This is a genomic window from Micromonospora sp. C28SCA-DRY-2 (assembly GCF_030519475.1).
Taxonomy (GTDB): domain Bacteria; phylum Actinomycetota; class Actinomycetes; order Mycobacteriales; family Micromonosporaceae; genus Micromonospora.
Window position 1 is genome coordinate 202748 of the sequence record NZ_JAUMKD010000009.1, and the last position, 17572, is coordinate 220319.

Annotated in this window: 14 protein-coding genes; 6 read left to right on the top strand and 8 right to left on the bottom strand. The window is 73.1% G+C overall.

The features are described from left to right. The first annotated feature begins 61 nt into the window (after positions 1-61). A complete protein-coding gene (locus Q3W71_RS28255) occupies positions 62-1558 on the top strand; it encodes a glycosyltransferase family 87 protein (RefSeq protein WP_302922504.1) in 1497 nt (498 codons plus the stop codon). Positions 1559-1680: 122 nt separating this feature from the next. Here Q3W71_RS28255 and Q3W71_RS28260 read toward each other — a convergent pair whose 3' ends face one another. Further along, entirely contained in the window at positions 1681-4128 is a 2448-nt protein-coding gene (locus Q3W71_RS28260; RefSeq protein ID WP_302922505.1) for a hypothetical protein, read from the bottom strand. Then, positions 4125-4916 carry a deoxyribonuclease IV gene (locus Q3W71_RS28265; RefSeq protein WP_302922506.1) on the bottom strand — a complete coding sequence of 264 codons (792 nt, stop codon included), beginning with the start codon at positions 4914-4916 and terminating at the stop codon, positions 4125-4127. The genes Q3W71_RS28260 and Q3W71_RS28265 overlap by 4 nt, the downstream gene beginning before the upstream one ends. A 637-nt stretch (positions 4917-5553) precedes the next feature. Here Q3W71_RS28265 and rpsF point away from each other — a divergent pair. The 4 genes from rpsF (at position 5554) to rplI (ending at position 7191) form a co-directional block, all read left to right on the top strand. After that, positions 5554-5844 carry a 30S ribosomal protein S6 gene (gene rpsF / locus Q3W71_RS28270; RefSeq protein ID WP_076468436.1) on the top strand — a complete coding sequence of 97 codons (291 nt, stop codon included), beginning with the start codon at positions 5554-5556 and terminating at the stop codon, positions 5842-5844. 77 nt (positions 5845-5921) lie between these two features. Next, positions 5922-6449, top strand: coding sequence for a single-stranded DNA-binding protein (locus Q3W71_RS28275; protein ID WP_199235687.1), 528 nt, complete (start codon positions 5922-5924; stop codon positions 6447-6449). 41 nt (positions 6450-6490) lie between these two features. After that, positions 6491-6730, top strand: a complete 240-nt coding sequence (gene rpsR / locus Q3W71_RS28280) for a 30S ribosomal protein S18 (protein WP_007073789.1) — start codon at positions 6491-6493, stop codon at positions 6728-6730. A 14-nt stretch (positions 6731-6744) separates the two neighbouring features. Then, positions 6745-7191 carry a 50S ribosomal protein L9 gene (gene rplI / locus Q3W71_RS28285; RefSeq protein WP_302922507.1) on the top strand — a complete coding sequence of 149 codons (447 nt, stop codon included), beginning with the start codon at positions 6745-6747 and terminating at the stop codon, positions 7189-7191. Positions 7192-7362: 171 nt separating this feature from the next. On the opposite strand, the gene Q3W71_RS28290 is transcribed toward rplI, so the two are convergent. Beyond that, on the bottom strand, positions 7363-9027 hold the full coding sequence (locus Q3W71_RS28290) for a hypothetical protein (protein WP_302922508.1): 1665 nt from the start codon (positions 9025-9027) through the stop codon (positions 7363-7365). Positions 9028-9423: 396 nt separating this feature from the next. Here Q3W71_RS28290 and dnaB point away from each other — a divergent pair, with 396 nt between their 5' ends. Further along, positions 9424-10830 (top strand): replicative DNA helicase, encoded by a 1407-nt coding sequence (gene dnaB, locus Q3W71_RS28295; RefSeq protein WP_302922509.1) that lies wholly within the window; start codon positions 9424-9426, stop codon positions 10828-10830. Positions 10831-10888: 58 nt separating this feature from the next. Here the strand turns inward: dnaB and Q3W71_RS28300 are convergent, their stop codons facing one another. The 5 genes from Q3W71_RS28300 to Q3W71_RS28320 all read right to left on the bottom strand — a co-directional run bounded on the left by Q3W71_RS28300 (position 10889) and on the right by Q3W71_RS28320 (position 16836). Continuing rightward, complete coding sequence (locus tag Q3W71_RS28300; protein WP_302922510.1) at positions 10889-11707, bottom strand: maleylpyruvate isomerase N-terminal domain-containing protein; 819 nt, start codon at positions 11705-11707, stop codon at positions 10889-10891. 89 nt (positions 11708-11796) lie between these two features. Continuing rightward, positions 11797-12207 (bottom strand): zf-TFIIB domain-containing protein, encoded by a 411-nt coding sequence (locus tag Q3W71_RS28305; RefSeq protein ID WP_302922511.1) that lies wholly within the window; start codon positions 12205-12207, stop codon positions 11797-11799. A gap of 19 nt (positions 12208-12226) precedes the next feature. Further along, complete coding sequence (locus tag Q3W71_RS28310) at positions 12227-12859, bottom strand: phosphoribosyltransferase (RefSeq protein WP_302922512.1); 633 nt, start codon at positions 12857-12859, stop codon at positions 12227-12229. A 99-nt stretch (positions 12860-12958) separates the two neighbouring features. Beyond that, complete coding sequence (locus tag Q3W71_RS28315; protein ID WP_302922513.1) at positions 12959-14248, bottom strand: glycosyltransferase 87 family protein; 1290 nt, start codon at positions 14246-14248, stop codon at positions 12959-12961. 74 nt (positions 14249-14322) lie between these two features. After that, positions 14323-16836: a bifunctional diguanylate cyclase/phosphodiesterase gene (locus Q3W71_RS28320; protein ID WP_302922514.1), complete on the bottom strand. Its 2514-nt coding sequence runs from the start codon at positions 16834-16836 to the stop codon at positions 14323-14325. Positions 16837-17572: the final 736 nt, after the last annotated feature.

Consider the following 17572-nt stretch of genomic DNA (forward strand, 5'->3'; position numbering starts at 1 on the left):
GGGTACGACAAGTCGGGCGGGACGGGACGCGGAGCCCGCGCGTACGGCAGGATGCTCCTTCATGAGCACGCAGTCGACGCGCGGCATCGACGAGGCCCCCGACCACCCGTCCCGCTCCGACGGGTTCGTCCGCGGGCTCTCCGGACTGATCGGCGGCCCACTGGGTGACCACGCGACCGCGCTGGACCGACCGGCCGGGCGCGAGCGCCGGTTCTGGACGGCCGCCCGGATCGTGCTGGCCCTGGTCTGCCTGACCCTGGCCCTGCACTGGGTGCAGAAGTCGCCGTGCCAGGACGGCGCCTGGCAGAACAACGTGCAGTACACCCGGCTCTGCTACACCGACGTGCTGGCGCTCTACTACGCCGAGGGCCTCAACGAGGGGAAGGTCCCCTACCGCGACCACCCCGTCGAGTACCCGGTGCTCACCGGCTACTTCATGGGCGCGCTGGGCCTGCCCGTGCACGCGCTCGGCGACGGCGACCCCCAGCTCAACCAGGGCCAGTGGTTCTACAACCTGAACGCGCTGGTGCTCGGCGCGCTGGCGGTGGCCACCGTCGCGGTGATCCTCGCCCTGCGCCGCCGCCGACCCTGGGACGCCGCGCTCTTCGCGCTCGCACCCGCGCTGCTGCTCACCGCCACCGTCAACTGGGACCTGCTGGCCATCGGGCTGGCCGCGTTCGGGCTGCTCGCCTGGGCGCGGAGCCGACCCGTCCTGGCCGGCGCCCTGCTCGGCCTGGCCGGAGCGGCCAAGCTGTGGCCGCTGTTCATCCTCGGCCCGGTGCTGGTGCTCGCCCTGCGCGCCGGACGGCTGCGCGCCGCGCTCACCGCCATCGGCAGCGCCGTCGTCGCGTTGGTGGCGGTCAACCTGCCGGTGGCCATCCCCTACCGGGAGAACTGGGACCGGTTCTTCGAACTCAACACCGAACGCGCGATCGACTGGGGCACCCTCTGGTACATCGGCCGCTACCTGGACAACAAGGTGGGCAGCCCGGACCCGACCAGCCTCGGCCCGTTCGAGTGGCTCAACGTCAACATCCCCACCCTGAACGCGCTCTCGTACGCCCTCTTCGGGCTGGCCTGCCTCGGCGTTGCCGCGCTGGCGCTGGCGGCGCCACGCCGTCCCCGGCTCGCCCAGCTCGCGTTCCTGGTGGTCGCCGCGTTCCTGATCTTCAGCAAGGTGTGGTCGCAGCAGTTCGTGCTCTGGCTGCTGCCGCTGGCCGTGCTGGCCCGCCCGAAGTGGGGCGCCTTCCTGGCCTGGCAGGCGGCCGAGGTCTGCTACTTCGTGGCCTTCTACGGCGAACTGCTCGGCGCGGCCACCGCCCGGCCGGTGTTCCCGGAGGGGGTCTTCGTGCTCGCCGCCACGCTGCGGCTGACCACGGTGGTGGTGCTCTGCGCGCTGGTCATCCGGGAGATCATGCGCCCGGAACTGGACCCGGTCCGCACCACCTACCCGGACGACCCGGACGGCGGGGTGCTCGACGGCGCCCCGGACGCCGGGTGGCTCGACCACTGGCGACACCGCCCGGTCGAGCCCGCACCCGCGCCGGCCACCCCCTAGACGCGCAGGTCCGAGACGGCCTGGCAGCGCCAAGGGTTGCCGGGAGCCCGCCCGGCGCAGGGATCAAGCGTGACCGCCCGGAGCCGGGCGAGCTCCCCGCACCCCACCGCAACCGGTCCGGCTCAGAGACGGAAGACCACTACCTGGCCGATCTCCTCGCGGGTGATGTCGAGCCCGTCCACCGGCGCGTCGATGGTGATCTCCCACGGCGTGCCGGCCACCTGGTCGCGCATCAGCAGCACGTTGCGCACGCCGAGGGTGCGCAGGTAGTCGACGCTGGTCTGGTCGGGGAAGGCGACCGACACCCGGCGCACCTCGTCGAGCTGGCGCGGGGTGAAGCCGCTGCCCCCGTTGACCACGTCCTGGAACCGGCTGGTCGACCAGAGCATCACCGGCTGGTCGAGGCTCTGGTTGCTGGGCAGCACCAGCAGCGGGCCGTCCACCGTCCGCATCGCGGCCGGCTGCGGCGGCACCACCGGGTGCGGGGTGGTGTTCAGCCCTTCGAGGATCACCAGCAGCAGCGGCACCAGCGTGGCCAGCCGCAGCCCCGGGCTCGGCCAGGACGGAATCCGCTCGGCGGAGATCTCGCGTACCCGGGCGGCGAACGCGCTCACCGCGCCGGCCGCGAGCAACCCGAGCAGCAGCGTGGTCCAGAGCATCAGCCGGCCGGGCGTCCGCAGGCCGTTCCAGCCCGGCAGGTGCTCGAAGAGCGGCACGTAGGTGAACGTGCCGTCGAAGAACCGGGTGCCCATGGCGAGCACCATGGTCACCACCACCCCGGCGAGCAGCAGCAGCCGGTGGCGCAGCTTCCACACCGAGAAGAAGAGCCCGCCGATGGCGAGCGCGTAGAGCACGTAGCCGGGCAGCAGGGTCATCTCCGGGTGCCACGGCAGCGTGGCCCGGGCGCCCTCGTGCAGGCTTCCCCACACCCGGGACTCGGCCGGCGCGGTCAGGAAGCCGACGGCCGGCGGCGAGAAGATCGAGATGTCGCCGATGGTGCGCTCCGCCTGCGGGTGCAGCTCCGCCACCTTGAAGTAGGGCAGGGCCATCAACAGGCCGACCGCGGCGAAGAGCGCGCCGCCGACCACGTCCGCCTGGAACAGCCGGCGCCCGAACGGACGCTTCTCCGGCCGGATCACCCAGCGCCGCAGGAACCAGGTCACGGCCGCGACCAGGACCGTCCCACCGAGGAAGTACGCGAACGGCAGCCCGATGCCGAAGCCGAGACTGAGCTGCCAGGCCGCCACCGACCAGCCGGCGTAGACCCAACCGACGCGCCGGCGCTCGGGGCGGTAGCCGTGGCGCAGCGAGTAGCCGTGCCCGCGGGCCAGCATGGCCAGCGCCAGCGGGATGCCGCCGTTGGAGACCACGTGCAGGTGGCCGGCCTGGGCCAGTAGCCACGGCGCGTAGGCGTAGCTGACCCCGGCCACCGCCGAGCCGATCCGGCCCGCGCCGAGCTGCCGCGCCAGCGCGTACGCCCCGAGCGTGGCGAGCGCGTGCGCCAGCACGAAGATGATGTTGTAGCGGAGGATGGCGGCCTCGGGGCCGATGCCGAGCATGCCGGCCGGCGCGTAGCCGAGCAGGGTGTCGGAGAAGGCGAAGCTCCAGGACTCCGGGAAGAACGTGTTCGCGTGCCAGAGCTGCGCCGGCTCGGTCCGCAGGATGTGCCCCGACCACGCCATCTGCCAGGCCTGCAGGCTCGGGTCCCAGTAGTCCTGCGGCAGCGTGTGGCGCGGGTAGCGCAGGGTGGGCCAGGTCAGCAGCACGGCCAGCACCAGCGAGCCGACGGTGGCCAGGGTCCACTCGTGGATCAGGCCGCGACCGACCGCCCGACCGATCCGCCGGACCCGGGTGGGCACCGGCTCGGGCGCCGGCGCGAAGGCGGCCCACGGGTCGGCGTCGCCGTCCTTGCCGTCCCCGGTCTTACCGTCCCCGGTCTTACCGTCCGTGGTCTTGCCGGGTTCGCCCTTGCCGTCCGTGGTGCTGTCGGGGTCGCTCCCGCCGGTTCCGGCCTTGCCGTCGGCGTCGCTGCCGTCCGTGAGCTTGCCGGACGTGCCGCTGCCGCCCGTGGTCTTGCCGGAGGCGCTGCTGCCGCCCGCGTTCTTGCCGGCGGCGCCGCTGCCGTCGGCGGTCTTGTCGGAGGCGCTGCTGCCGCCCGTGGTCTTGTCCGAGGCACCGCTGCCGTCCGTGGTCTTGTCGGACGTGCCGCGGTCGTCGGTGGACTTGCCGCCCGTGCGCTTGCCTTCGGCGGTCTCGCCGGATCCGGCCTGGCTGCCGGGCTCGGGGCTGCCGTCCGTGGTGCTGCCGGGCGCGCTCCCGCCGGTTCCAGCCGCGCCGGCCGCGCCCTTGTCGGTGGCGCTCTTGTCGGCGGCGGGCCTTCCTGCGGCGGCCTGGTCGGACGTGCCGCGGCCCGCCGTGGTCCGGCCGCCCGCGTCCCGGGCGCCGGCGTCGCTGCCCGATCCGGCCCCACCGGGCGCGGGCTGCTCCGCCCGCGTGCGGCCGGCGTCGCTCTGGGCGCCGGACGCGCCGGTCGGCTGCGGTCCGCCGGCGGCGGACTGGTCCGTCGTCATGCCGCCGGACTCTCCGTCCCGAGCTGCTGCCGGAGGAAGGCGATGTCGGCGGACTGGCCGGTCACCCCGCCCGGGGTTTCCACGATCACCGGGGCGCCGGCCGCGCGGATCACCGCGACCACCAGTTCCGGGTCGATCGTGCCGCCGTCGAGGTTGTCGTGCCGGTCCTGGCCGGAGCCGAACGCGCCCTTGGAGTTGTTGGCGTGCACCAGGTCGATCCGGCCGGTGATCGCCTTGACCCGGTCCACCAGACCGAGCAGCTCCTCGCCGCCGGCGTGCGCGTGGCAGGTGTCCAGACAGAAGCCGACACCGTAGTCGCCGACCGCGTCCCACAGCCGGGCGAGCGCGTCGAGGCGGCGGGCGCAGGCGTTGTCGCCGCCGGCGGTGTTCTCGATCAGGACCGGTACCCCGAAGCCGCCCGACTCCGCCGCGTACGCGAAGGTCTTGCGCCAGTTGTCGAAGCCCACCGCGAGGTCGTCACCGGCGTTGACGTGCCCGCCGTGCACGATGAGCCCCTTGGCGTCGATCGCCGCGGCCGCCTGCGCGTGCCCGAGCAGCAGCTTGCGGCTCGGGATCCGGATCCGGTTGTTCAGGGTGGCCACGTTGATGACGTACGGCGCGTGCACGTAGAGGTCGACGTCGGCGGCCCGCAGCCGCTCCGCGTCCTCCCGGGGCTTCGGCGCCTTCCACCCCTGCGGGTCGGCGAGGAAGAACTGCACTGCCTCGGCCGCTCGGGCGGTCGCCTCCGCCAGCGGGTCGGTCGGATCGACGTGTGCTCCGATACGCATGCAGGGGAGCCTACGTCGCGCGCCCGACAACCGGGGTGACGCCCGCCGCCGAATCGGGCCGTCCGCGTCACCGGACCGGCCGGCACTCGTTGTGCGGAGTGGGATCGACGGTCGGCTCTCCGGTAGGTCGTGGCGCACCTCGTGCCGCCCACCGCCGTGGACCGTCGCCACAGCGGGCCAGCCCCGTCGCGCGGCCCGGCGCGACGGGGTGCGCCCCACCGGCGAACCGGCCCTTCCCGAGGTGCTCGAAAGAAATTGTCGGAGATTTAGCCATTTACCCCGACAAGCGGCGAGTTCCGACGTATCGTCGGGTAACAACATGATAAAGCTCCGCGGGGCGTCCCCGGTCCAACCTCATCGGTGTGGTCGTTCCTCCCCAGGTCCCACCCAAGGAATGCGGACGGGACGCCCCGCGGCCTCGGTGACGGGGGCCGGCCACGACAGTGCTGTCGCGGCGGCCCCCGTTACCGCGTCCGGCGCCGGCCGCGACCTGCCCGGGCATGATCGTCCGGACCGGGTATCCTGGTCCGGTTGTCCGCGTCCGGGCGGGATCCCCCGACTCCGGAGCGGGCCACGACGCACGACCTCCTGCCACGGAAGGACCGTGGCCGCTTAGCCCACAGGAGGTGAGCACGTCTTGCGTCATTACGAGATCATGGTGATCCTCGACCCCAGCCTCGAGGAGCGCACCGTCGCCCCGTCGCTCGACACGTACCTGAACGTGATCCGGACCGCGGGTGGCTCGGTGGAGAAGACCGACGTGTGGGGCCGCCGGCGCCTCGCGTACGAGATCAACAAGAAGGCCGAGGGCATCTACGCCGTCATCGACCTGCAGGCGACGCCTGCGGCGGTGGCCGAGCTGGACCGTCAGCTGCGACTCAACGAGTCGGTGCTGCGCACCAAGGTCATCCGGCCGGAGATGCGCTGAGCATTCCCCGGTAACGCCCGGATCAGCCTCATCGGCCTGTCGGAGGGTTCTGAGAACCTGTACGGCAGAACGGATGAGTGCGCGAGGAGATGGTCATGGCAGGAGACACCACCATCACGGTCATCGGCAACCTGACCGATGACCCCGAGTTGCGGTTCACCCCCTCCGGTGCCGCGGTCGCCAAGTTCCGGGTCGCCTCGACGCCCCGGTTCATGGACAAGGCGTCCGGCGAGTGGAAGGACGGCGAGCCGTTGTTCCTCTCGTGCACGGTCTGGCGGCAGGCCGCCGAGCACGTCGCGGAGTCGCTCCAGCGCGGCACCCGTGTGATCGTGTCCGGCCGGCTGCGCCAGCGGTCCTACGAGACCCGCGAGGGTGAGAAGCGCACCGTCATCGAGCTCGAGGTCGACGAGATCGGCCCGTCGCTGCGCTACGCCACGGCGAAGGTGCAGAAGATGTCCCGCTCCGGTGGCGGTGGCGGCGGCTTCGGTGGCGGTGGTGGCCAGGGCGGCGGAGGCAACTTCGACGACCCCTGGGCCTCGGCTGCCCCCGCGCCCTCCCGTTCCGGTTCGGGCGGCGGAAACTTCGACGAGGAGCCCCCGTTCTAATGGCGCCGAGCGCCCGCGATCGCAAACCAGGAGCAAGAGCAATGGCCAAGGCTGCGGCACTGCGCAAGCCGAAGAAGAAGGTGAACCCGCTCGACAAGGACGGGATCACCTACATCGATTACAAGGACACCGCGCTGCTGCGCAAGTTCATCTCCGACCGCGGCAAGATCCGCGCTCGGCGGGTGACCGGCGTCACCTCGCAGCAGCAGCGGCAGATCGCCCGTGCGGTCAAGAACGCCCGTGAGATGGCGCTCCTGCCGTACACCGCGACGGCGCGCTGAGAGGAGGCACCGACATGAAGATCATCCTGACTCAGGAGGTGTCCGGCCTCGGTGCCCCGGGCGACATCGTGGAGGTCAAGGACGGCTACGGCCGTAACTACCTGCTGCCGCAGGGCTTCGCGATCGCCTGGACCAAGGGTGCGGAGAAGCAGGTCACGCTCATCAAGCGCGCCCGCTCCGCCCGGGAGATCCGCGACCTCGGTCACGCCAACGAGGTCAAGGACCAGCTCGAGGGTCTCAAGGTCAACCTGAAGGCCCGCGCCGGCGACGGTGGCCGGCTCTTCGGCTCGGTCACCCCGGCCGAGATCGTCGACGCCGTCAAGGCGGCCGGCGGTCCGGTCCTCGACCGCCGTCGGCTGGAGCTGCCGGGTCACATCAAGTCGATCGGCTCCTACCCGGTGCGCATCAGGCTGCACCCCGAGGTGACCGCCAAGTTCGACCTCAACGTCGTCCAGGGCTGACACCCACCAGCACCACAGCAGGGCCCCGCACCGGTCGACCGGTGCGGGGCCCTGCTTTGTCCGCACGTACCGCGGCGGTGCGAGCCCAGCCGGATGGAGCGCCCGGCAGCGCGGTGCGTCCGGCCGGGTGGAGCGCCCGGGACGGCGCGGCAGCGGGGGCGTCGCGGAGCGTCAGCCGATGGGTTGGCCGGTTATCGCGCTGATCATCACCGTGGACAGCCCGCCACCCACCACCGCCGCGGCGAGCGCCACCGTGGTCGACCGCCAGGTGGTCCCCACCCGCCGCAGCAGCAGCGCCACCACCAGGCTGCTCGCCAACGCCAGCCCGAAGCGCGGCATGCCCTCCAGCATCGAACCGAGCGCCCGCGAGCGCGGCGAGTCGCAACCACCGCCGCTGATGTCGGTGACACAACCGGCCGGCGCCTGACCGTCGAGGGTCAGCAACCAGAAGAAGACCATGACGGCCGGCAGCAGGTAGCAGGCCGCGGTGTAGAGCAGCGGCCGCAACGAACCGCCCTGATCCGGGTCGAGCAGGTCGTCCTCGAGACGCCGTGACCAGGCTGCCGGATCTGCCCGGCGTACGGCCGTCGGCGTGCCGGCCCGCGAAGAGCCGACCGGATCGGCGCGGCGTGGCGCCGAGCGGGGCCGCGGCGCGGTGTAGCCGACCACCGGTGAGCGCGGCGCCGACACCGGTGCGTCCACCCAGCGGGGATCGTCGCCGGCCAGCCGGGTGCCGGACCAGAAACCCTCCTCCGGCCCGTCCTGCCCCGGCCACGACCAGGGGCCGGCGGGGCCGACGGACCGCGGCGGCGCCGTCCGGTCCCACCCCTCGTCGGGATACCGGTCCCACTGGCCCGTGCTGTCGGGCTGGTGCCACTGGCCGGTGCTGTCGGGCTGGTGCCACTGGGCGGTGCTGTCCGGCTCGTCCCACCGGCCGGTGCCCGACGTCCGGTCCCAGCGGTCCGCGCCGGCGGCCGGCTGCCACGCGTGCATCCCCGAGGCGTCCCACGGATCCACCGCCGGGCGGTACGCCGGCTCGTCCGGCTCCGCGCTCCGCTCCCAGGGGTCGACGCTCGGCCGCGCCCAGGGCTCGGCCGACGCCCACCGGGCCCGCCGCGACGGCCGCTCCACCTCCGGCTCGGCGGTGCCGCCGGTGCTCTCCTCCTCACCGCCGGACCAGATCACCGGCTGCTGCCGGGACGGCGTGCGGCGCGGGCGGCTCTGCGGCGGGATCGCGGAGACCGGGTCGTCATCGGCCCGCCGGCTGCCCACGTAGCCCTGCTCCTGCGGGCGGTCGAAGGTCCACTCGCGGGTGTGGTCCGACGCGGGGCCGGCCTCGATCGCCGGCACCTCGCGCCAGCTGGTCTCGGCGACGCGACGCCAGCCGGTGCCGCCCTCGCCCGTCCGCCAGTCACCCGTCGACCCGGGTGTCCCCCAGTCGCGCCCGGGCTCGTTTGCCCGCCAGTCGCTCGCGGACCCGCCTGTCCGCCAGTCGCTCGGGGTCCCGCCCGTTCCCCAGTCGTTGCCGGTGTCGGTCGGTGTCCGCCAGTCACCGCCGGAGGAGGGCGGGGCGATGTCGTCGTCGTCCGGGGCGGCGTGGCGGCCACCGCCGTCGGCACTGCGTACGCCCGACTCCAGCGCCCAGCGCGGCAGGTAGGTCTCGGCCGGCTCCTGCTGACCGCGTTCGATCGCCCGGCGGCGGCTCGGGGTGCGGTAGCCCTCGGCGTCAACGGAGTAGGGATCGGCCGGGAACGCACCGGCGGGCTCGTCCCAGCGGGCGACCGATCGTCGCTCGCGCGGACCGTCCTCTCCGCGTCCCCAGTCCCGGTAACTCACGGCCGGAGCGTGACCCTTCTCAACCGATGGCGCAATCCGCTGTCCAGGTGTAGCCGTTCGCTGGAGATAGTACGGGACGATCGACCCACGGGATCGACCGAAAACTTCTCCTCCACAGGGTGGGGATCGTGTTTCCCCAGGTCAGAGCGGTACGGCCAGGAATTCCCCAGCCGTTGTCCACAGCCTGTGCACACCCTGCGCACATGCTCGCCCATCGGCGTCCACAGGTTGTCCCGAGGCTCGTCCACCGCGGCTGTTGAGCGGCTGAGCTCGGGTTCCGTATGGTTACCCCCCGACCGACCGCGCGATGACCCCCGATCGACCCGGCCGGTCGGGAGATTGTCGTACCCCGGCGGTAGAGCTGGATGAGGATCCGACGCAGTGGAGGGGGGCCCGGTGTCGGTCACCGATGACATGCGGTCGGAGTCGCGAGCCGGCGGGCCGCCGCCCGTCCCGGCGCAGCCCGACGGGCAGTTCGACCGCACCCCGCCGCAGGACGTCGCCGCCGAGCAGTGCGTGCTGGGCGGCATGCTGCTCTCCAAGGACGCGATCGCCGACGTCGTGGAGATCCTCAAGACCAACGACTTCTACCGGCCGGTGCACGCCACCATCTTCGACACCATCCTGGAGATCTACGGCCGGGGTGAGCCGGCCGACTCGATCACCGTGGCGGCGGCGCTGGCCGACTCCGGCGACCTGGTACGGGTGGGCGGCGCTCCCTACCTGCACACCCTGATCGCCAGCGTGCCGACCGCGGCGAACGCCGCGTACTACGCGCGGATCGTCAGCGAGCGGGCGGTGCTCCGGCGACTGGTCGAGGCCGGCACCAAGATCGTGCAGCTCGGCTACGGCACCGCCAACGGCGGCAGCCGGGACGTCGACGACATCGTCGACCTCGCCCAGCAGGCCGTCTACGACGTCACCGAGCGCCGGGTCAGCGAGGACTTCGCGGTCCTCGCCGACATGCTCCAGCCGACCCTCGACGAGATCGAGGCGGTGGGCGCCCAGGGCGGCGTGATGACCGGCGTGCCGACCGGGTTCACCGACCTCGACCGGCTGCTCAACGGCCTGCACCCGGGGCAACTTGTGATCGTGGCAGGCAGGCCTGGTCTGGGCAAATCGACGGCAAGTATGGACTTTGCCCGAAATGCCGCCATCCGCGCCAACCAGGCGGCGGCCATCTTCTCGCTGGAAATGAGCAAGGTCGAGATCGTCATGCGACTGCTCTCGGCCGAGGCCCGGGTGCCGCTGCACGTGCTGCGCAGCGGGCAGCTCTCCGACGACGACTGGACCAAGCTGGCCCGCTGCATGGGCGAGATCAGCGAGGCGCCGCTCTTCGTCGACGACACGCCGAGCATGAACCTGATGGAGATCCGGGCCAAGGCGCGGCGGCTCAAGCAGCGGCACGACCTGAAGATGATCGTGGTGGACTACCTCCAGCTGATGACCTCGCCGAAGCGCACCGAGAGCCGCCAGCAGGAGGTCGCGGACCTGTCCCGGGGTCTCAAGCTGCTGGCCAAGGAGGTCGAGTGCCCGGTCATCGCGGTGAGCCAGCTGAACCGTGGCCCGGAGCAGCGCACCGACAAGCGGCCACAGCTTTCCGATTTGCGCGAATCTGGCTCAATTGAGCAGGATGCTGACGTGGTGATCCTCCTGCACCGGGACGACTACTACGACAAGGAGTCCCCCCGGGCCGGGGAAGCGGACTTCATCGTCGCCAAGCACCGGAATGGCCCGACCGACACCATCACCGTCGCCGCCCAGCTGCACCTGTCCCGCTTCGTCGACATGGCCATCGTCTAGACCGTCCGGGCGGGCCAGACGCCCGGCACGCCCGGGCAGCACGTGGTCTGGTCGCCGCTCAGCCGAGCAGCGGGAACCAGCCGGCGACCTCACCGAGTTCGAGCCGGTCGCGGTCGGTCAGCGGGAGCCGTCCGGTGGCCTTGAGCAGGAACTCCTCGTCGCTCCATGCGGCCGGGCGGACCGCCTCGTCGCTGAGCAGGCCGTCCATGGTGGCCACCGCCACGCGTACCGCGAGCACGCCGGGGCGCGGCGCGTCGGGCAGGTCCAGCACCAGGTCGAGGTGGTGGACGACCGCCTCGGTGGTGAGCGTGGCGAGGAAGTCGGGCACCCGGAGGACGTGGCCCTGGGTGCTGACGAAGCCGTCCGGGTCCGCCCGGCCGGCGGCGCGCACCGCGGCGGGGGCGGTGTCGCACCAGAGCCGGACCACGCCGCTGGGCCGCTCGAAGGCGGCCGCGGAGCGGCGTACCCACCAGGCGTGCCGGGCGGCGGTGTCGTCCGCTTCGCCGGGGAAGCCCCGCCAGTAGCTGACGTCGTCCACGGTGGCCGGGCCGTCGGCGGGGCTGGCCAGCGCGACCAGGGCCCGCTGCGCGTCGCCGAGGACGTGCAGCAGCAGGTCGGCGACGAGCCAGCCGCGGCACCGGGTGGGCCGTTGCAGGTCGGTGTCGTCGAGGTCGGCCACCGCCCGGGTGATCCCGTCGTACGCCTGGGCGAGCGCGATGTGGTGCCGGGCGGAGGTGGCCGGGGAATCCCGCGGCGGCGGACGACCGCCGGCGGTGGAGACCGGTGCGGGTGCGACACCGCGCTCCGCCGGGCCGGATCCCCGGCCGGGCTCCGGCTCGCGCACCCCGGGGCTTCCCGACGGTCTCTCGGGCGTCATGGGAGGCAGCGTCGCACGATCGGCCGGGTTCGGCACGCCGACGGGGCGCGACCGGACCGGCGCGCCGCCGGCCCGGTCGCGGTCGGTGCTCAGCCGAACATCTCGTCGAGGAAGCTCTTGTGCTTCTTGCGCCGGTAGTGCCCGTGGTAGCCGTGGTGCTGGCCGTGGCCGCCGTAGGCCGGGGCCGGCGCCGGCGGGTAGCCGTGCGCGGGCGGCGGGGGCGGCGGCACCGCGCCGTAGCCGGGCTGGTGCGGCGCGGGCGCGGGCGGGGGCGGCGGGGGCGGCGGGTAGCCCCCCTGCGGCTGACCGGGCTGGCCCGGCTGCCCGGCCGGAGCGGCGGCGTGCTGGCGGTTCCAGTTCGCCTCCGCCTCGAACAGCTTCTCCAGTTCGCCGCGGTCGAGGAAGATCCCTCGGCACTCCCCGCACTGGTCGATGACGACGCCGCTGCGCTCGTACTGGCGCATTTCTCCGTGACACTTGGGACAGGTGAGGCTCATCACCCGACGGTACCCGGTCCGGTCACGCGGTCGCCGTCAGCGCCTCCGTGACCTCGTCGTCGGAAACCTCGTGGAAGTCGTCGTAGTAGGCGCTGACCGCCATGAACTCCGGCGGGTGCTGGGCGCAGACGACCTGGTCGGCCTCGGCGGAGAGCATCTCGTACGCCTCCTGGGAGCCGACCGGCACCGCGACGACCACCCGGCGGGCGCCGAGCCGGCGGGCGACCTCCACGGCGGCCCGGGCCGTGGCGCCGGTGGCCAGCCCGTCGTCGACGATCACGGCGGTACGCCCGGAGAGGTCCAGCGGTGGTCGGCCGGCCCGGTAGAGCCGCTCCCGCCGGTCCAGTTCGGCCTGCTCGCGGCGGGTGACCTCGGCGATGTCCTCGGCGCTGAGCCGGCTCGCGATCTGGTCGTTGAGCACCTGCACGCCGCCCGGTCCGAGCGCGCCGAAGGCGACCTCGGCCGCCCAGGGCATGCCGAGCTTGCGTACCACCAGCACGTCCAGGGGTGCGCCGAGCCGTTCGGCGACCACCTCGGCCACCGGTACGCCGCCGCGTACCAGGCCGAGCACGATGACGTCCGGTTCGCCGATCAGGGCGGTGAGCCGGTCGGCGAGCATCCGGCCCGCCTCGGCCCGGTCGCGATAGGTGGTCATGTTCCAGGTGTACGCCCTGCCGCCGCGCTTCGCCCGCCAGTTGGCCGAACCGGTCACGGCGGCGGCCCGCTCAGCCCGCGTCGGCTCGCCGGGTGAGCCTCACCGTGGCGTCAGGCCGGCCGAGTCGACCCGCGGCGGCCGCAGCGCGGCTGCCCAGACCAGGAACGCGACCGGGTAGAGCAGGTAGCCGAACCGGGTCGACGGCATCAGCAGGATCGCGGCGAGCAGCCCGTACCCGCAGATCAGCGCGGCGGTGGCGGCGGCGCGGGGCGGGCGGCGGGCGAGCCGGACGGCGATCGCCAGCCCGGCGGCGACGAGCAGCGCGGCGGCGACCGCCCGGCCGGCCGGCAGCGTGGTGGCGATCAGGTGCCCGGGGAACGGGGACTGGGCGGGGCTGGTGACCAGGCCGTGGCCGAGTGGGAAGCGGAGCACGTTCTCGACCAGCGCGTCCCGGTCGACGAGCAGCACGGGCAGCAGCGCGGCGACGGGCAGGCCGAGGGCGCCGGCCGCCACCCGCAGCCCGGCCCGGCGGGTCGCCCCCCAGATCACCAGGACGAGCGCGACCGGCCAGGCGAAGAGCTTCAGTGCGCCGGCGACGCCGACCGCGACGCCCGCCGCGCCGGGCCGGTCGGCGGCGGCGAGCGCCAGCGCGAGCAGGCAGAGCGCGAGGACCGGCAGGTCGTCGCCGCCGGTGGCCAGGGTGAGGGCGCAGATCGGCAGTACGGTGGCGGCCTGCACGCCGCGCAGCAGCGCGCCGTCCCGGTCGGTGCGCCGGCCGTCCGGCCCGCGCAGGGCGCGGACCGCCAGGGCGAGCGCGATCGCGGTGCCGACCGCGAACCACGCCCGCGCGTCGGTCCACCAGGCGTCGACGGCCGCCCGGGGCAGCCCGAACAGCGCCATCCCCGGCTGGTACGGGGTGTAGCCGAGCAACTGCTCGCCGGGCGGCAGGGCGGCGATCGCGTCGTGGCCGAGATAGGGGGTGCCGGTGTCGACGAGCCGGTCGCCGGAGTGTTCGACCACCAGCACCTCCTCCTGCGCCCGGTCGGTACGCCCACCGGCCCGCTGCACGCTCTGCGCGACCAGCGGCAGCAGGGCGGTGGCGGCCCACGCGAAGGCGGTGACCGCCCAGCGGGCCCGCAACCCGGTCAGCGGCGACCCGGGCGACCGGCGGTGGAGCAGGAGTTGCCCGCTCGCGGCGAGCGCGGCGAGGAGGTAGCCGACCGCCGCGATGCCACCCCAGGCGCGGTGTGGCAGCAGGGTGGAGGTGGCGGCGGTGACCGCGGCGAACGCGGCGGAGACGGCGTACAGCCCGAGGTCGAGGGCGAGGCCGCCGGCGGCGGTGTCCAGCTTCCGCCAGACGGGACGTCGGGTGGTGGGGGCGGCGGTCACGCGGGCCAGTCTGGCAGACCGCCGGCGGACGGCTCACGCGCCGACGCGGGTGGCGTTCGCGGCGCCGATCGGGTTCAGGCGGGCAGGGGCCGGTCGGTGCGGCCGCGGCCGTTCGGCCGGCGGCCCGGGGCGAACCGGATCACCGCGCCCGCGTCGTGCAGCGGGGGCGCCAGCGCGCCGGGGCTGCCGCCGGAGCCGCGTTGCAGGGCGGCCAGCAGGGTGCCGGCGGGCATCGGCCGGCCGAAGAGGTGGCCCTGCCCGGCGGCGCAGCCCAGTTCCCAGAGCGCCCGGCGCTGCGGTTCCCGCTCGACCCCTTCGGCGACGACGGCGAGGTCGAGGCTGCGGCCGAGGTCGAGGGTGGAGCGGATCACCGCGGCGGCCTCGGCCGACGTCTCCATCTCGGTGACGAAGCTCCGGTCGATCTTCAACTCGTGCACCGGGATCCGGGACAGCAACGACAGTGACGAGTAGCCCGTGCCGAAGTCGTCCAACGCGAGCCGGACGCCCTCGTCGCGGAGCCGGCTGAGCACCCGGTCGACCACGTCGAGCTGGCTGAGCGTGAGGGTCTCGGTCAGCTCCAGCACCAGCCGGTCGGGTGGCAGGTCGTGCGCGCGCAGCCGGGCCAGCACCGAGCCGGGGAAGCGGGCGTCGAGCAGGCTGCGCGGGGACACGTTGACCGCCACCGGCACGTCGAAGCCGGCGTCGCGCCAACTGCCGGCCGCGATGAGCGCCTGGTCGAGGATCGCCTCGGCGAAGGCGGGCAGCAGGCCGGAGCGTTCCACCGCCTCCAGGAAGCGCAGCGGGTCGATCACGCCGTGCACCGGATGGTGCCAGCGGGCCAGCGCCTCCGCGCCGGTCACCTCGCCGGTGCCCAGGTCGACGATCGGTTGGAAGTTGACGGTGAACTCCTGGTCGGCCACCGCGCGGGGCAGTTCGCCACCCAGGGCCAGCCGGCCGAGGTCGGCGGTGTCCCGGTTCGGGGCGTAGGTGGAGGTCCGCTGGCCGGCGCGCTTCGCCTGGTACATCGCCACGTCGGCGCGGCGCAGCAGTTCGGCCATCCCGCCGCTGGCCGGGGCGGCGGCGATCCCGCCGCTGGCCTCCACGCTGATCCGCATGCCGTCCAGGTCGAACGGCTCGTGCAGCGCGCCGAGCAGCGCCTCGGCCCGGTGCGCGGCCACCGCGGGCGCCGGCAGCCCGCGCAGCAGCACGGCGAACTCGTCGCCGCCCAGCCGGGCCACCAGGTCGCCGTCCTGGGCGGCGCCGCGCAGCCGGTCGGCGACCTGCACCAGCACCTGGTCGCCGGCGGCGTGCCCGAGGGTGTCGTTGACCTCCTTGAAGTGGTTGAGGTCGATCAGCACCAGGGCGGTGACCCCGTCGGCGTGCCGGGTGCTGAGCTGCTCGGTGCCCTGCTCCAGCAGGTGCCGCCGGTTGGCCAGCCCGGTGAGCGGGTCGTGGGTGGCGGCGTACGCGTGCTCGTCGGCGACCCGGGCCAGTTCGGCGTACGCCTGCGCGTTGCGTACGGCGGTGCAGAGCGCCGAGGCGAAGGTGCGCAGCGTGTACTGCTCGCGTTCGGAGAGCCGTACCGGGCCGCGGAACCGCAGCCGGAGCACGCCGACGTCGACCGCCCGGTCGTGCCCCTCCAGCGCGGCCGGGACGACCGTGCCGTCCACGGTGGTGGGCTGGCCGGCCGGCCCGTCGTACGTCACGCCGCCGGTGCCGCCCCGCACGGTGCGGCCGTCGTCGCGCAGCTCGATCTCCACCTCGTCGGCGGAGAAGAGTTCGGCGGCCTGGGTGACCGCGGTGGTGAGGACCTTGTCCAGGTCGACCACGTTCAGCGCGTCGGTGGTGCGGGCCAGCCGCTGCCACGCCTGCTGCTCGGTGCGGGCCCGGAAGCGGGTGGAGTAGGCGAGGTGCAGGCTCAGGACGAGCAGCGGCACGGCGAGCAGCAGCCGGTTGTCGATCCGGATGATGAAGACGGTGCCGATGATGACGAGGAGTCGGGCCAACCCGCCGCCGAGCCGCAGGTCCCAGTCCCCGCGGAACACGGCGCTGAGCCGGGTTCCGGTCGCCAGCGCGATGACCGGCAGCGTGATCGCCTCGTCGACCACCACCGCGGCGAGGTACGCGACAGCGATCGGGCCGACCACGCCGAGCACGTCGCCGCCGTCGGTCTGCCAGCCGCTGGCGTGCAGGACCAGCCCGGCCACCGTGGCGACCAGCATGTTCTTGCCGACGCCGAACAGCGCCTTGACGGGGGTCAGGCGCGCCAGCGCGGTGGCGATCGCGACGCCGGCTCCGGTGGCCAGCACCACCGTGGGCAGCGGTGCCACCGCGAGCGCGATCATGATCGCGGTCTCGGTCCAGGCGATGTAGTGGTGGGTGGCGCGGATCCGGATCCGCACCTTGACCGTGAAGCCCACCGCCACCAGGGAGATCAGGGCCGCCCAGACCACCGCCGTGTCCGGCAGGCCGTGGAGCGGGACGCGGGTCGCGGAGACGGCCCCGGCCAGGCCGGCCACAACGACGACGAGACCGACTAGCAGCCGTAGCTGCCGATCGGTCCCAGTCTGTCGATCCTGTGGAGCCACCCGTCTTCCCTGTCGTCATCGACGGCTGCGCTCCGCAAGACTACTGCGATTGTGGTCACCTACAGAAGGTGAACCAACCGCAACTCAGCCCCATTCGTTCGACGTCATTTCGACCCCCAGCTGATCGGTACCGGCTTTCGATGGGGTCAGCCTAAGGGAACTTGGCGCTGGTTTGAGACGATAAATGTCCATATGCGCAATATGAGCTAATACGGCAATGAGCTGTCACGGTCAGTTCGGTGATCCTGACGCAATGCGAACGCTTCTTTCGCTATGCACTTGTCAGGTCGCTCTGCGCGACATCCACCCGCCACAGTCAATGCGTGTAATCAGTCTGACGACTGGTCGCGGCCACCTCATCGTCGGTTCGGCCAGGTGTCCGACTCAACCCCTATGGTGTCCCCATTCTCGGCGGGTTCGTGCTGGTTGGGCGGCACTTCCGGCCTTCTTTCCGCTCACCCGGCAGCATCCCGTGACCACCTGAATACCCGCTTAGTCGAAGCAGCCGCCGCAGTGCGGATTCGCGTTCTCGGGGGCTTGTCGGTGCAAGTTGCCCCGGGCAGGGTGCACGGCGGAACCGGGCAGTAGCACAACGTTCTCCCGGCGCTTGACCACACCACCTGGACAAACGGTGACGGCCGCTCAACTCGTGGATGAACTCCGGGGTGACCGGCCCACCACAATTGCCTATCCACAGCCCACGGTGCCGGCCCGGGGAACTGGTCGACGCGGGCCG